The sequence below is a fragment of the Streptomyces sp. NPDC014623 genome (assembly GCF_043088245.1).
In the GTDB taxonomy this organism is placed as follows: domain Bacteria; phylum Actinomycetota; class Actinomycetes; order Streptomycetales; family Streptomycetaceae; genus Streptomyces.
In genome coordinates this window covers 189610-204272 of sequence record NZ_JBIBZU010000004.1, presented here as the reverse complement: position 1 = coordinate 204272, position 14663 = coordinate 189610, and the positions used below count along the sequence as shown (strand labels likewise).

Genomic DNA, 14663 nt, shown 5'->3' with positions numbered 1-14663 from the left:
ACGCCCGGTGTCAGGCCTTCCGTGCGCGGCGCAGCCAGATCATCCCGGTGACCGGCAGGAGCACCGGGATGAACAGGTAGCCCACGCCGAAATCCGACCACACCGTGCTGTCGGGGAAGGCTGACGGCTCCAGTCGCGTCCAGGTGCCGACGACCAGCACCCCCGCGAGCTCGGCGGCGCAGCACACCAGCGCCGCCCTGCGCGCCGTCTCCCCGCCCCGCACCAGCGAGTACGTGATGAAGCCGTAGACGACGGCGGCGACGGCCGAGAGGACGTACGCGAGCGGGGCCTTGCCGAAGTCCAGGAGCATCTCGACGATCGAACGGGACGCGGCGGCCACGGTGAACACCCCGTAGAACCAGACCAGTACCCGCCCCGGCCCGGAACCGAGCTCGAACTGCTGCTTCCGCCGTGGAGCGTCCCGCTCCGGGGCCGGTACCGCGGACGCGCCCGTGCGGTCGGTGTCGCTCATGGTCAGTTTCCCCAGATGTCGTAGAGCCGCACTTCGAGGACGGCGAGCACCACCGCACCGGCCGCGACCGTCACCGAACCCCAACGGGTCCGTTCCGACAGTGACAGGAAGCCCGCCGCGGGCACGGTCGCGAAGGCGCCGATCAGGTAGGCGATGAAGATCGTCATGCCCTGTCCGGGCCGCTCACCGCGGGCCAGCTGCACGATCCCCACGAGCAGCTGCGCCAGCGCCAGCACGGAGACGACCGCCATGCCGATGAAGTGCCAGTCCTTCGTGGGCTGGTCCCGGTAGGCGGCGAACCCGCACCAGGCGGCGAGGGCGAGCGCGGCCACGGCGACCGCGACCGTCAGGGCGTCAAGCATGAAGCGAGGGTATTACGGACGGGTGGAGCAGCCGCGTGCGGGCCCGGGGGCGGGCTGCCCCGGAGGGCGTCGCGGAATCGTGGCCTTTGCCACAGGGTGCACACAGCGCGATCCTGCCGTCGCTTGCGGGGGTGTGCGGAGAGGGTTCGTGTTTTCGCTGGTCAAAGCAGCGTGTGAGAGGGTCCTTCGTGCGGGGAGCACTGTCCACCGGCGTCCGCTATTCGGACACGGCGTACTGCTGGAACGTTACGTCTGTTTTACTTGGGGCATGACCACGACGAGCTACCGCAGCCCTGCGACCGAGGCGATCCTGACGCCCGGTGCTCGTTGTACGTGTCGAATGCGCGCCTTCTGAGGGCCCCCGCCTGAGCCTCGCGCCCCGAAGCGAGACCGAGCCCGTGCCGCCCGCACCCGGCGGATCGAGCCGGCCTGAGCACGTCCCGCACCCGGCGCCCCGCCGATGCCGGACATGCCGGGCTCCCCCGGCCGACCACTGAGAAAAGTCTCACCAGACGAATGCCCCGTGCCCGGCGGACACCGCGCCGTGCACTCGACAGTGACGGAAACCCTGTGATCACCACTTCGGGCCTCACGAAGGTCTACCAGTCACGCGGCCGTGAGGTCACCGCCCTGGACGGTGTCGACCTGCACGTCCGCGAGGGCGAGGTCTACGGCGTCATCGGACAGAGCGGTGCCGGCAAGTCCTCCCTCATCCGCTGCGTCAACCTCCTCGAACGCCCCACCTCGGGCACCGTGACGGTCGCCGGCCAGGACCTCACGGCACTCGCCGGCCGCGGCCGGCGCGCCGGCAAGGAGCTCCGCCGGGCGCGCAGCCGCATCGGCATGGTCTTCCAGCACTTCAACCTGCTGGACTCGCGCACCGTCCGGGGCAACGTCGAGCTCCCCCTGGAGATCCTCGGGCTCTCCGGACAGGCACGCACCCGTAAGGCGCTCGAACTCCTCGACCTCGTCGGTCTCGCCGACAAGGCGAAGGCCTACCCCGGCCAGCTGTCCGGAGGGCAGAAACAACGCGTCGGCATCGCCCGCGCCCTCGCGGGCGACCCGCAGGTGCTCCTCTCCGACGAGGCGACCTCCGCACTGGACCCCGAGACCACCCGCTCCATCCTGCAGCTGCTGCGCGACCTCAACCAGGAGCTCGGCCTCACCGTCCTGCTCATCACGCACGAGATGGACGTCGTCAAGACCGTCTGCGACTCCGCCGCGCTGATGAGGAGGGGCCGGATCGTCGAGTCGGGCACGGTCGGCGCACTGCTGGCCACCCCCGGCTCCGAGCTGGCCCACGAGTTGTTCCCCGTCGGCGGCGCCGCCTCCGGCCCCGGATCCACCGTCGTCGACGTCACCTTCCACGGCGAGGCCGCGGCCCAGCCGGTGATCTCGCAGCTCTCCCGCACGTACAACATCGACATCTCGATCCTCGGCGCCGCGATGGACACCGTCGGCGGCAAGCAGATCGGCCGTATGCGCATCGAGCTGCCCGGCGGCTTCGAGGAGAACGTCGTACCGATCGGCTTCCTGCGCGAACAGGGCCTCCAGGCAGAAATCGCGGACACGGCCCCTGCCGGTGCCGCCGGCATCCCCGCCCAGACCCCCGCCCCGATCACCAAGGAGGTGGCGAAGTGACCTGGTCCGAAATGCAGCCACTGCTCTCGCAGGGGACCGTCGACACCCTCTACATGGTGCTCTGGTCCACGCTCGTCACCGTCATCGGCGGGCTGCCGCTCGGCATTCTGCTCGTCCTCACCGACAAGGGCGGACTGCTGCAGAACCTCGTGGTGAACAAGGTCATCGGCGTGATCGTGAACATCGGCCGCTCCCTGCCGTTCATCATCCTGCTGATCGCGCTGATCCCCTTCACGACCTGGGTCGTCGGCACCTTCATCGGCCCGTCCGCGATGATCGTGCCGCTCGCCGTCGGTGCCATCCCGTTCTTCGCGCGGCTCGTCGAGACCGCGGTGCGCGAGGTCGACCACGGGCTCGTCGAGGCCGTCCAGTCGATGGGCGGGTCCATCCCGACGATCGTCCGCAAGGTGCTGCTGCCGCAGGCGCTTCCGTCGCTCGTCTCCGCCGTCACCACCACCGTCATCGTGCTCATCGGCTACTCCGCGATGGCCGGCGCGGTCGGCGGCGAAGGGCTCGGCTCCAAGGCGGTCACCTACGGGTTCCAGCGCTTCGACGACCAGTTCATGCTCATCACCGTCGCGCTGCTCATCGTCATCGTGACCGTGGTCCAGCTGATCGGTGACGGAGCCGCACGCCTGCTGGCACGCAGGGGCCGCACCACCTCCTGAACGTCATCTCTCCCCGAAGCCCGGACTCCTTGTCCGGGCGCACCACCATCACCACCGGAAAGAGGCACTCTTCGTGCGTAGGAACATCAAGATCACCGCTGCCGCCGCAGCCACCGCCGCCCTCGCCTTCGGGCTCAGCGCCTGCGGTACGGACTCCGACCCGGCCGCCGAGGGCGGGACCGGCGCCGGCGCGGACACCTCCAAGGCCCTCGTCGTCGCCGCGTCACCGGCGCCGCACGCCGACATCCTGAACTACGTCAAGAAGAACCTGGCGGACGAGGCCGGCCTCGAGCTGGAGGTCAAGGAGTTCACGGACTACGTCCTGCCGAACACCGCGACCGAGAACGGCCAGGTCGACGCCAACTTCTTCCAGCACAAGCCCTACCTGGACGATTTCAACAAGAAGAACAAGACCCACATCGTCCCGGTGGTGGACGTCCACCTCGAGCCCCTCGGCCTCTACTCGGAGAAGGCCAAGGACCTCAAGGACATCAAGGCCGGCCAGACCGTCGCCGTCCCGAACGACACCACCAACGAGGGCCGTGCGCTCCAGCTGCTCGCCGAGAACGGGCTGATCACCGTCAAGGACGGCGTCGGCACCAACGCCAAGCTCAGCGACATCACGGACAAGAAGGGCCTGGAGTTCAAGGAGATCGAGGCCGCGACCGTGCCGCGCGCCCTGGACGACGTCGACGCCGCCGTCATCAACGGCAACTACGCCCTCGAGGCCGGCCTCCGGCCCGGCAAGGACTCCCTGGTCCTGGAGAAGGCGGAGGGCAACCCGTACGCCAACCTCCTTGCCGTCAAGGAGGGCAACGAGGAGGACCCCCGGGTCCAGAAGCTCGTGAAGCTGCTCAACTCCGACGAGGTCAAGAAGTTCATCGAGGACACCTACAAGGGCTCGATCATCCCCGCCTTCGGCGCGCCCGCCAAGTCCTGACACCCAGACGCTACTTGTCCCACGAGCCCCGCACACCCGTCAGGGTGCGCGGGGCTCCGCCGTGCGGACCCGGTCATGCGCATTCACGGGCCGATGCTGCATGCTGGTGCCTTTACACGGTCTTCGGCATGGAGCTGCGCATGACTACCACCTTCCCGTCCATCTCCATCAGCACGGACAGGTTGGTGCTGCGCCCCTTCGACATGGCGGACGTCCCCGCGTACATCGAGATGATGAACGACGAACTGGTCACCGCCTGGACCGACGCACCGCACCCCTACACCCAGGTCGACGCCGAACGCTGGGTCCGCAGGATCGCCCCCGCCGAACGCACCCAGGGCAACGGCATAGTCTTCGCCGTCACCGAATTCCTCACCCAGCGCCTCGTCGGTTCGGTGCGCCTCCTCAACACCGACCGGCGCACCCTGGCCACCGAGGTCCGCTACATCACCGCCCCCTGGGCACGCGGTGAGGGGTACGCCACCGAATCCGTGCTGGCCCTCGCCGAGTGGCTCTTCCGCGACCAGGGCTTCGAGCGGATCGAGCTGCGTACCCCTGCCGGGAACACCGCCTCCCAGCAGGTGGCCCAGAAGCTGGGCTGCATCAGCGAGGGAGTCCTGCGCAACGCCCGCATAGCCAGGACCGCGACCGAGGACGGGGGCTGGACCGACATCAGGACCGACCTCATCGTGTGGGGGCTCCTGCCCGAGGACCTGGAAGGCGTCGCGGAACAGCTGGCCGAGACGGGCGGCTACGGCACGTACGACGACTGGAACTGACCTCCCGCCCGGGCTCCGGGAGCCCCCGGCAGGACGTTGGTACGGACCGGATACGCTCACCCTTGCTCCGCCCGCCCCGCGCGGAGAACCCGCCTGCTCACACCCCAGGAGACTGACGACGATGGCCGACCGGGTCACGGTGATCGGCTGGGACGGCTCGCCACTGACCAGAGCGGCCACGGCCGCGCTCTCGGCCGCCACGCTCGTCGCCGGCGCCGCCCACCACCTCGCGCTGCCCGAAGTCCCCGGGCGCGCCGAACGCATCCGCCTCGGCAGCGTCGACCTGGCCGCCCGAAGGATCGCCGGCCACCGGGGGAGCGCCGTGGTCCTCGCCGACGGCGACCCCGGCTTCTTCGGCGTCGTGCGCACCCTGCGCAAGCCCGAACACGGTCTCGAGGTCGAGGTCGTCCCCGCCGTCTCGTCCGTCGCCACCGCCTTCGCCCGTGCCGGCATGCCGTGGGACGACGCACAGATCGTCGTCGCCCACCCCCGCACCCTGCGCCGCGCGGTCAACGTCATCCGCGCCCACCACAAGGTGGCCGTGCTCACGTCCCCCGGCGCGGGCCCCGTCGAGCTCGCCCTGCTGCTCGAAGGCGTCCACCGCACCTTCGTGATCTGCGAGGAGCTCGGCACCGTACGCGAGCGGGTCACCGTCCTCACCTCCGACAAGACGGCCGACCACACCTGGCGCGACCCCAACGTCGTCATCGTCATCGGCGGCGGACCCGAGACCGCGGCCAACGGCGCCTGGATAGCCGGCCGCCGCCCCGCCCGCCCCGAGAGCATCCGCGGCTGGGCCCTGCCCGCCGCCGCGTACGGCGGCACGGGAGGGGGCGGCGAAGGGGAGTCGCCCGGCCTGCGAGCGGCCCAGCTGGCCCGCCTCGGGCCGCGTACCGGTGACCTGGTCTGGGACATCGGTTCCGGCAGCGGTGCCCTCGCCGTGGAGGCGGCCCGCTTCGGCGCAGCGGTGATCGCCGTGGACAGCGACCCGGACGCCTGCGCGCGTACGGCGGCGGCCGCCCGCACGTTCCAGGTGGGCGTCCAGGTCGTCAGGGGCACCGCCCCGCACGTCCTGGAACGCCTGCCCGAACCCGATGTCGTGCGGATCGGCGGCGGAGGGGTCCCCGTGGTCACGGCGGTCGCCGACCGGCGGCCCGAACGCGTCGTCACCCATGCGTCGAACCGGGACGAGGCGGAGGCGCTCGGCGCGGCCCTCGCGGCGAGCGGGTACACGGTCGAGTGCGCGCTGCTCCAGTCCGTGGAGATGGACACCTCGGCCTGGGCCGAGCGCGAACGCTCCGTCGTGTTCCTGCTCTCCGCGGTGCGCCCCGATCTCGCCCCATGAGGTGGTCGCGGGGCAGCGCGAGGTAGGCTGACCGATTGTTGTGCCGCGCCCGTCTGTTCGACGGTTCGCTCGTCAATGTCCGGAAAAGTGGACCGTTTTGTTCCGCGACGTGGTACAGCGAAACCGGGGGACGCGCAACGTGGCGCAGTCCACAGCGAGCCGAGGCAGAACTGTCTGTCGCGGCGGCGAGCGGACGCGAGAATATATACCTCCGTGCGCGTTTCGTGCCGCGCGGGGAGCCCGCTCGTTCTAGTTGACGAGCACCGGCGTGCCGTGGTTCGGGCATCCCGGGCGAAGGGCGAAGGAGCACTGACGATGGGCGAGGGGTACGCATGACTGACACCGGCCAGATCCCGGGCGAGGGACTGCCGGAGAACGCAGGCATGGTGGAGCAGCCGGGTGTCCCCGCACCGGACGCCTACACCTACCTCGAACCCTCCGAGCACCCGTCCGAGGACGACGACCTCCTTCTGATGCCCGCCCCCCAGGGCGCGTGGAGTGACGCTCCGGCGGCGCCCGCGGGCCTGCCCGAGCAGTCCCCGGCGCCCGAGCAGGGCGTGAACGGCACGTACGGGTCCGGCGTGTCCGACCTCAACGGCGTACAGCTCCCGGCGCACCGGCCCGTGCAGGTCCCGGCCGCCGCCGCGCCGGCCCGCCGCCCGCTGCACCGCGGTCCTGTGTCCACCGAGGCACCCTCCTACGGAGGGGCGCACACCGGCGGAGTGGTCCGCTCGCTCGCGGACCGCGGGCCGGCCGGCCCGCAGAACCCGATGCCCGTGCGGCACGCCGGGCCGGCGACGACAGGCCCTGAGTACATCGACGTCCCGGCGGACGACGCGTCCATGCTGCCGGGCCCGCAGCTGGGCGAGATCCCGCCCCAGGGCGCGCCGGCATGGGGCCCGCCCGAGCCGGTCGCGGAGCCCGAGCCCCTCGCGGAGCCGGTCCCGGCACCGGAGCCGGTTGCCGTTCCCGAGCCGGCCGCGGAGCCGCAGCCGGTCGTGGAGCCCGAGCCCCTCGCGGAGCCGGTCCCGGCACCGGAGCCGGTTGCCGTTCCCGAGCCGGCCGCGGAGCCGCAACCGGTCGCGGAGCCCGAGCCCCTCGCGGAGCCGGTGGCCGCCCCCGAGCCGGCCGCTGCTCCTGAGTCCGTCGCGGAGCCCGAGGCGCCCGCCGCACCCGTCGAGCATGTCGCGCCTGCTCTTCCCGCCGAGCCCGTCGAAGCGGTGGTGCCTGTCGCGTCCGTCGCGCCCGCAGAAACGGTCGCCCCGGAGCCGGCGGCTGCCGTGCTGCCGGAGGCCCCCGCAGAGCCGGCGGCGGAGACCGCCGGGGAGAACCCCGTGGATGCCCTGGCCGAGGCTCCGGCGGACGTACCGGTGGAGGCGCCCGCCGAACCGCCCGTCGAGGCAGCCGTCCCGGACGCGCCGATGGGGCAGTCCGTGCCCGAGGAGGGCCCGGTACCCACGGCCCCGCTCCCCGCGCCGACGCCCGTGGCCGAGGCGACGGCCGGCCCCGCCGCGGAGCCCGAGCAGGGTGCCGGACCCGCGCCGCAGCCCGGGCCCCCCGTGGCGGTTCCCGCCCCGGCCGGGCCCGAGGCCGTGGAGGTGACGGAGCCTGTCGCCGTCCAGCCGCCTGAGACCCAGCACGAAGCCCAGCCCGAAGTCCAGTTCGAGCCCGTCGCGGAGCCCGGGCCGGCTCCCGAGCCCGTCGTCGTGCAGGCCGGGCCCCAGGCCCTCGCGGAGCCGGAGCCCGATGCGGGGTCCGAGACCATCGGGACCCCGGAAGCCGGGACCCCGCAGGCCGGAAGCGCCGAAGCCGTGGTCCCGGAAGTGCAGCCCCTGGACGCGCAGGCACCGGCAGCCGAGGCCCCGGCCCCGCTCGTGGAAGCTCCCGAGGCCATGGGCGCTCCCGAGATCGTGGACGCTCCCGGAGAAGCCCCGCTCGCCGAGGTGGCGCAGGAGACCACCGCCGAGGCCGCGGTCCCTGCCGAGGGCGAAGCCGGCCCCTCATCCGCTCCCGCTCCCGGCTACGACGACGCCGAGCGTGAAGCCGTCCTGCGGGTCATGCGTGAACGGCGTGACATCCGCAACGGTTTCCGCAGCGACCCCATCCCGCACGAGGTCCTCCTCCGCGTGCTGGAGGCCGCGCACACCGCGCCGAGCGTCGGCCATTCGCAGCCCTGGGACTTCGTCGTCATCCGTTCCGCGGAGACGCGCCGTTCCATGCACGAACTGGCGCAGCGCCAGCGTGAGGCGTACGCCAAGTCGCTCCCCAAGGCCCGGGCCAAGCAGTTCAAGGAACTGAAGATCGAGGCCATCCTCGACACGCCGGTGAACATCGTCGTCACCGCCGACCCCACCCGAGGCGGCCGCCACACCCTCGGCCGGCACACCCAGCCGCAGATGGCCCCGTACTCCTCGGCGCTCGCCGTGGAGAACCTGTGGCTCGCCGCCCGCGCCGAGGGCCTCGGTGTCGGCTGGGTCAGCTTCTTCGACGAGCGGGAGATGGTCCGCGCGCTCGGCCTGCCCGAGCACCTCGAAGTCGTCGCCTACCTCTGTGTCGGTTACGTCGACGAGTTCCCCGAGGAGCCCGAGCTGACGCAGGCGGGCTGGTCCAGGCGCCGCCCGCTGTCCTGGGTCGTCCACGAGGAGACGTACGGCCGTCGCGCCCTGCCCGGCGAAGAGCCGCACGACCTCCTCCAGGAGACCATCGCCGGCATCCGCCCCCTGGACGCCAAAGCGCTCGGTGAGGCATGGGAACGCCAGAAGCGGATGACGAAGCCCGCCGGCGCGCTCGGGATGCTCGAGATCATCTCCGCGCAGCTGTCCGGGCTCTCCCGGCTCTGTCCGCCGCCGATCCCGGAGCCCGCGGCCGTCGCGGTCTTCGCCGGTGACCACGGGGTGCACGCCCAGGGCGTCACGGCGTGGCCGCAGGAGGTCACCGGCCAGATGGTCGCCAACTTCCTCGGCGGCGGCGCCGTCTGCAACGCCTTCGCCGCCCAGGTCGGCGCCGAGGTCTGCGTCGTCGACGTCGGTGTGGCAGCCGAACTCCCCGCGACCCCCGGCCTGCTGCCCAGGAAGGTCCGTCCCGGCACTGCCGACTTCACCACCGGCCCGGCCCTCACCCGCGAAGAGGTGCTCGCCGCGATCGAGGTGGGCATCGAGACCGCCCGCGACCTGGTGGCGGCAGGCAACAAGGGCCTGCTCACCGGCGAGATGGGCATCGCCAACACCACCGCCTCGGCCGCACTGATCTGTGTCTACACCGGCATGGACCCGGCGGAGGTGACCGGTCGCGGAACCGGGATCAACGACGAGATGCATGCCCGTAAGGTCGACGTGGTCCGCCGCGCCCTGGACCTGCACCAGCCCGACCCGGCCGACCCGATCGGCGTTCTGGCCGCGGTCGGCGGCCTGGAGCACGCCGCCATGGCGGGCTTCCTGCTGGGCGGCGCCTCGCTCCGTACGCCGGTGATCCTGGACGGTGTGAGCGCCGGCGCGGCGGCACTGGTCGCCCGGGCGATCGCCCCGGAGGCGCTCGCCGCGTGCATCGCGGGCCACCGCAGCGCGGAACCCGGTCACGTCGCGGCCCTCAACAAGCTGGGCCTGCGCCCGCTCGTCGATCTGGACCTCCGCCTCGGTGAGGGCACGGGCGCGCTCCTCGCGCTCCCCATCGTGCAGAGTGCGGCCCGTGCCATGCACGAGGTGGCGACGTTCGACTCCGCAGGTGTCACGGAGAAGTAGCCGTCACCGTGCCCGGACGCGCCCGACCGGCCCGTCCGGGCACCCTCGGACGCCGGAGGCGGGAAACCGGGCCCACGGGTGTCCCGGGGCACCCGGCCTCCGGACGGGAGAGGAAGGTGACGAGCCCCGCAGCACGCGGTACGCAAGCTTCCGCACCGCCCCGGTTCCCCGCTCCACCACCCCGTATCGTGTTCCCACGCGTCACCGCCTCACCCAGTCCACGTCACCGCCGCTCCACCGCCGCAGCGGCCCGCAGCACACCGCACCCTGCACGAGGAGCCCGCACGACCATGGCCGAGCATGACGATCACCCTGCCTACCCCGTCGGACTGCGCCTGAACGGGCGCCGCGTCGTCGTCGTCGGCGGCGGCCAGGTCGCGCAGCGCCGGCTGCCCGCCCTCATCGCGGCCGGGGCGGACATCACCCTGGTGTCCCCGTCCGCGACCGCTTCCGTCGAGGCGATGGCCGACACCGGTGAGATCCGCTGGGAGCGCCGCAGGTATCAGGACGGTGACCTCGCCGACACCTGGTACGCCCTCGTCGCGTCGTCCGACGCCGCCGCCAACGACGCCGCGTCCGCCGAGGCCGAGCGCACCCGTACCTGGTGCGTCCGGAGCGATGACGCGGAGGCGGCCACCGCCTGGACGCCGGCCACCGGCCGCAGCGAAGGCATCACGGTCGCCGTCCTCACCACCACCTCCCAGGGCCGTGACCCCCGGCACTCCGCCGCCGTCCGCGACGCCATCGTGGAGGGGCTGCGCGATGGTACGCTCGCCGCCCCGCACCACCGCACCCGCGCCCCCGGCGTCGCGCTGGTGGGCGGCGGTCCCGGTGACCCCGACCTGATCACGGTCCGGGGCCGTCGTCTCCTCGCCGAGGCGGACGTGGTCATCGCCGACAGGCTCGGCCCGCGCGACCTCCTCGACGAGCTCCCGCCACACGTCGAGGTGATCGACGCCGCGAAGATCCCGTACGGCCGGTACATGGCGCAGGAGGCGATCAACCAGGCGCTGATCGACCACGCCAGGGCGGGCAGGTCCGTGGTGCGCCTCAAGGGCGGCGACCCGTTCGTCTTCGGCCGTGGCATGGAAGAGGCGCAGGCCCTGGCCGCGGAGGGCATCGCCTGCACGGTCGTCCCCGGGATCTCCAGCTCGATCTCGGTGCCCGCAGCGGCCGGGGTCCCCGTAACCCACCGGGGTGTCGCGCACGAGTTCACGGTGGTCAGCGGCCATGTGGCGCCCGACGACCCGCGATCCCTGGTCGACTGGAAGGCCCTCGCGCAGCTGCGCGGCACCCTGGTCCTTCTGATGGCCGTCGACAAGATCGGAGCCATCTCCCAGGCGCTCATCGCCCACGGCAAGTCCCCCGAGACCCCCGTGGCCCTGGTCCAGGAGGGCACCACGGCAGCCCAGCGCAGGGTCGACGCGACCCTCGGGACCGTCGGGGCACGCGCCGTCGAGGAAGAGGTACGCCCCCCGGCCGTCATCGTCATCGGCGACGTCGTCGCCGTCGGCACGGGCCCGGCCGGCCCGCTCGAAGGCTGAGCGGCCGTGCACCCGGCCCGCCGGGCGGCACGTCCTGCGTACACCACCCCACACCGGCCCCCGAGCAAGGCAGTAGCACCCCGTGGCTGAACTCATCACCGTCGACGACCCGGACGACCCGCGCCTGGGCGACTACACCGGCCTGACCGACGTCGAGCTCCGGCGCCGCCGGGAGCCCGCAGAGGGCCTCTTCATCGCCGAGGGCGAGAAGGTCATCCGGCGCGCCGGGAACGCCGGGTACGAGATGCGGTCCATGCTGCTCTCCGCCAAGTGGATCGATGTCATGCGCGATGTGATCGACGAGGCCACGGCACCGGTGTACGCGGTCACGCCGGCTCTCGCCGAGCGGGTCACCGGTTACCACGTGCACCGCGGGGCCCTCGCCTCCATGCAGCGCAAGCCGCTCCCCGGCGTGGGGGAGATCCTGTCCCCGGAGCGGGAGAGCGTACGGCGGGTCGCCGTGTTCGAGGACATCGTCGACCACGCCAACCTCGGAGCGGCCTTCCGCAACGCGGCCGCTCTCGGCGTCGACGCCGTCCTGCTCACCCCGCGCTGCGCCGACCCGCTCTACCGGCGGGCGGTCAAGGTCTCGATGGGATCCGTCTTCCACGTGCCGTGGACCCGCCTGACGTCCTGGCCCGAGGACACCGGCCTGCTGCGCGAGGCCGGCTTCACCACCGCCGCGCTGTGCCTCAGCGACACGTCGATCACCCTGGACGAACTCGTGGCCCGGCGGTACGAGAAGCTGGCGCTCGTCTTCGGCACGGAGGGCGACGGCCTCACGCCGGAGGCACTCGGCGCGGCCGATGCCCACGTGCGCATCCCGATGGACGCGGGCGTCGACTCGCTCAACGTCGCCGCGGCTTCTGCCGTCGCCTTCTACGCGACCCGGGCCGAACCCGCCTGACCCCAGGGCCGTCCCCTCAGGTCCCGTCCGCCTGGCCCGGGTGGACGGCGGCCCGGTCGTACGCCGGTGGCGGTGTACCACCCAGCCCCTGTGCGGGGCCCTGGCACCCCTGAGCGGCCGCGATCCCCAGGGCGACCAGCAGCGTCACCACGACGAAGACGACGAGCCGCTGACGCAGCAGCCGCGGGTTGGCCGGCCGCCGCTTCCCGCCCTGGCCGGCCGAAGTCGTCCGGACACCGGGCCGGGAGGCCTGTCTGCCGTTCGTGCCCTTCGGCCGGCGGGGCTGCTGACCCGGGCGTGAACCGCCCCGCGACGCCCGGGACTGCGAGCCGCCGGTGCGAGGGGCTGCCGGGCGCGGCGAGGCGGAGCGCCGCCCCGGGGCGCGCGACGCCTGGGCGGGCCCCCCGGTCGCACGACGGGTCGCCTGTTCGGTGTAGGGACCCTCCATGCGGCCCGTCGGCCGGTCCGTCTCCTGCTCGTTCCGCTGCGAGGGCGGCCGGCGCTCGTGCAGTCCTTGCGCCTCGCGCGCGGCGATCTCCTTGAGCCGCATGGAGAGCTGCAGCGTGCTCGGCCGCTCCTCCGGGTCCTTCGCCAGGCACGCCCGTACCAGCGGGGCGAGTGCGTCGTGCACATCGAACAGATGCGGTTCCTCGTGGACCACCCGGTACAGCATCACCTCGGAACTGCCGTGCCCGAAGGGCGAATCGGCCGTCGCCGCGTAGGCCAGGGTGGCACCCAGCGAGAACACGTCCGTCGCAGGCGTCACGACCGCACCGCGCACCTGCTCGGGTGCCAGGAAGCCGGGGGAACCGACGGCCGTCCCGACATGGGTGAGCGTGCTGGCCCCGGTCGCCCAGGCGATACCGAAGTCGATGATCCGGGGGCCCTTGGGGGAGAGGAGGATGTTGGACGGCTTCAGGTCACGGTGGACGACCCCGGCCTCGTGCACCGCCACCAGGCCCTCGGACAGCGCTGCTCCGATCGAGGCCACCTCGGCGGCCGGCAGCGGGCCCTCCTCGGCGACCTTGTCGTGCAGCGAGGGGCCCGGGACGTACTGTGTCGCGAACCACGGACGGTCCGCCTCCAGGTCGGCGGCCACCAGCCGGGCGGTGCAGCCGCCGCGGATCCTCCGGGCGGCGGACACCTCGCGAGCGAAGCGCGAACGGAACTCCTGGTCCTCCGCCAGGTCCGGCCGGATCACCTTGAGCGCCACCCGCTGGCCACGTCGGTCGGAACCCAGGTAGACGACGCCCATGCCACCCGCGCCGAGTCGCCGGTGCAGCCTGAACGAGCCGACGACACGCGGGTCCTCGCGCCGGAGCCGCATCATCGCCATCGTCTGCCCATCCCCGCTGCCGGTCCGCCTGACGAGGCACAGCTTACGTACCCGTGGCGCGGCGTGCTCAGAGGCCGCGCCCTCGCAGGCTCATCGATTGTCAGTGCCGGGTGGAAGAATTGAGAAGTGGTCAAGGAGCAGCGGATCCAGGCTCTGCGGCCCGTGCGAGATCTCAAAAGACCGTCGCAGAAGGGGGATTGGATCAATGAAGGGTGATCGTGTGGAAATAGTCGTGGACGCGGGTGACACGACCAGGACGTACGAAGTGGTGGCCTCCAGGGCAGGCCGCCGGGTGGAGACAGCGGTCCGCCGGGGTGTGGTGGAAGTGAGTGAAGTCACCCGGAGTGGATCAGTCGTCCGTACCGCCCGCTTCATGGCGACCAGGGTGCTCGCCCTGGTCGAACAGCCGGTCCCCGGGGAGGACGCCTCGGAGCGGCCCGTCACAGGAGGCCTGGGCTCCTAGGGCACCCCCTAGGTACCGGGTGCCGTAACCAGCACCGGTTCTCCACCCTGGGGAGTACACCGAAGGCGGCCGGCTCATCCTCCGGGAGGCCCGGCAATCGGTACGCGGGCATGATGCCGGGCGCCTTCCGCCTCCCTAGTGTTGGAGTCAAGCGGCGGGCGTGGAAACTCGTCCCCCGAGGCCAGACGCCCGCCGCTCCGGAACAGGTCAGGAGAGGAACCATGGCGGACACGGCCACGCGGACCATGATCCGCACGCAGGGACCCAGGGGCTACGCCTCGGTCGGCGTGCGCCCGTCCGGCACGCGCCATCCACTGGTGGCGACGGCCATGGTCCTTCCTCTGGCGGCCCTGCTGGTCGTCGTCTTCGGCGGCTGGGACGCAGTGGTCACACAGGCGTCGTCCGTGGGCGTGATGCTGGGGCGCTGAGCGGCGCCCCGGGTCCGGAAGAGCGGTCCGGACCGGGACAT

General features: G+C 72.3%; 13 protein-coding genes. 10 read left to right on the top strand and 3 right to left on the bottom strand.

Translation table 11 applies throughout. The features are described from left to right. Positions 1-10: 10 nt before the first annotated feature. Complete coding sequence (locus ACF1FZ_RS09445) at positions 11-472, bottom strand: hypothetical protein (RefSeq protein ID WP_391772768.1); 462 nt, start codon at positions 470-472, stop codon at positions 11-13. 2 nt (positions 473-474) lie between these two features. Further along, positions 475-834: a hypothetical protein gene (locus ACF1FZ_RS09440; protein ID WP_391772767.1), complete on the bottom strand. Its 360-nt coding sequence runs from the start codon at positions 832-834 to the stop codon at positions 475-477. Positions 835-1404: 570 nt separating this feature from the next. Here ACF1FZ_RS09440 and ACF1FZ_RS09435 point away from each other — a divergent pair. The 8 genes from ACF1FZ_RS09435 (at position 1405) to ACF1FZ_RS09400 (ending at position 12395) form a co-directional block, all read left to right on the top strand. Continuing rightward, a complete protein-coding gene (locus ACF1FZ_RS09435; RefSeq protein ID WP_391772766.1) occupies positions 1405-2475 on the top strand; it encodes a methionine ABC transporter ATP-binding protein in 1071 nt (356 codons plus the stop codon). Beyond that, the gene (locus ACF1FZ_RS09430) at positions 2472-3143 is read left to right on the top strand and encodes a methionine ABC transporter permease (protein ID WP_391772765.1); all 672 of its coding nucleotides are present in this window, start codon (positions 2472-2474) and stop codon (positions 3141-3143) included. The genes ACF1FZ_RS09435 and ACF1FZ_RS09430 overlap by 4 nt, the downstream gene beginning before the upstream one ends. A gap of 73 nt (positions 3144-3216) precedes the next feature. Next, positions 3217-4083, top strand: a complete 867-nt coding sequence (locus tag ACF1FZ_RS09425) for a MetQ/NlpA family ABC transporter substrate-binding protein (RefSeq protein WP_391772764.1) — start codon at positions 3217-3219, stop codon at positions 4081-4083. A gap of 140 nt (positions 4084-4223) precedes the next feature. Then, positions 4224-4862: a GNAT family N-acetyltransferase gene (locus tag ACF1FZ_RS09420; protein ID WP_391772763.1), complete on the top strand. Its 639-nt coding sequence runs from the start codon at positions 4224-4226 to the stop codon at positions 4860-4862. 121 nt (positions 4863-4983) lie between these two features. Then, positions 4984-6207, top strand: a complete 1224-nt coding sequence (cbiE, locus tag ACF1FZ_RS09415; protein ID WP_391772762.1) for a precorrin-6y C5,15-methyltransferase (decarboxylating) subunit CbiE — start codon at positions 4984-4986, stop codon at positions 6205-6207. 332 nt (positions 6208-6539) lie between these two features. Then, on the top strand, positions 6540-9944 hold the full coding sequence (gene cobT, locus ACF1FZ_RS09410; RefSeq protein ID WP_391772761.1) for a nicotinate-nucleotide--dimethylbenzimidazole phosphoribosyltransferase: 3405 nt from the start codon (positions 6540-6542) through the stop codon (positions 9942-9944). 290 nt (positions 9945-10234) lie between these two features. Further along, a complete protein-coding gene (cobA, locus tag ACF1FZ_RS09405) occupies positions 10235-11488 on the top strand; it encodes a uroporphyrinogen-III C-methyltransferase (protein ID WP_391772760.1) in 1254 nt (417 codons plus the stop codon). 82 nt (positions 11489-11570) lie between these two features. Then, positions 11571-12395 (top strand): TrmH family RNA methyltransferase, encoded by an 825-nt coding sequence (locus ACF1FZ_RS09400; protein ID WP_391772759.1) that lies wholly within the window; start codon positions 11571-11573, stop codon positions 12393-12395. A 16-nt stretch (positions 12396-12411) separates the two neighbouring features. Here the strand turns inward: ACF1FZ_RS09400 and ACF1FZ_RS09395 are convergent, their stop codons facing one another. Then, positions 12412-13731, bottom strand: coding sequence for a protein kinase (locus ACF1FZ_RS09395; protein WP_391772758.1), 1320 nt, complete (start codon positions 13729-13731; stop codon positions 12412-12414). Between the two features lie 205 nt (positions 13732-13936). Here ACF1FZ_RS09395 and ACF1FZ_RS09390 point away from each other — a divergent pair, with 205 nt between their 5' ends. After that, complete coding sequence (locus tag ACF1FZ_RS09390) at positions 13937-14194, top strand: hypothetical protein (RefSeq protein WP_391772757.1); 258 nt, start codon at positions 13937-13939, stop codon at positions 14192-14194. 221 nt (positions 14195-14415) lie between these two features. Continuing rightward, positions 14416-14622, top strand: coding sequence for a hypothetical protein (locus ACF1FZ_RS09385; protein ID WP_391772756.1), 207 nt, complete (start codon positions 14416-14418; stop codon positions 14620-14622). Positions 14623-14663 lie beyond the last annotated feature (41 nt).

Excerpts from the sequence above, each read along its gene's own strand:
- cbiE (WP_391772762.1), top strand. The coding sequence starts at position 4,984 with ATGGCCGACCGGGTCACGGTGATCGGCTGGGACGGCTCGCCACTGACC.
- ACF1FZ_RS09420 (WP_391772763.1), top strand. The coding sequence starts at position 4,224 with ATGACTACCACCTTCCCGTCCATCTCCATCAGCACGGACAGGTTGGTG.
- cobT (WP_391772761.1), top strand. The coding sequence starts at position 6,540 with ATGACTGACACCGGCCAGATCCCGGGCGAGGGACTGCCGGAGAACGCA.
- ACF1FZ_RS09445 (WP_391772768.1), bottom strand. The coding sequence starts at position 472 with ATGAGCGACACCGACCGCACGGGCGCGTCCGCGGTACCGGCCCCGGAG.
- ACF1FZ_RS09395 (WP_391772758.1), bottom strand. The coding sequence starts at position 13,731 with ATGGCGATGATGCGGCTCCGGCGCGAGGACCCGCGTGTCGTCGGCTCG.
- cobA (WP_391772760.1), top strand. The coding sequence starts at position 10,235 with ATGGCCGAGCATGACGATCACCCTGCCTACCCCGTCGGACTGCGCCTG.
- ACF1FZ_RS09440 (WP_391772767.1), bottom strand. The coding sequence starts at position 834 with ATGCTTGACGCCCTGACGGTCGCGGTCGCCGTGGCCGCGCTCGCCCTC.
- ACF1FZ_RS09390 (WP_391772757.1), top strand. The coding sequence starts at position 13,937 with ATGAAGGGTGATCGTGTGGAAATAGTCGTGGACGCGGGTGACACGACC.
- ACF1FZ_RS09385 (WP_391772756.1), top strand. The coding sequence starts at position 14,416 with ATGGCGGACACGGCCACGCGGACCATGATCCGCACGCAGGGACCCAGG.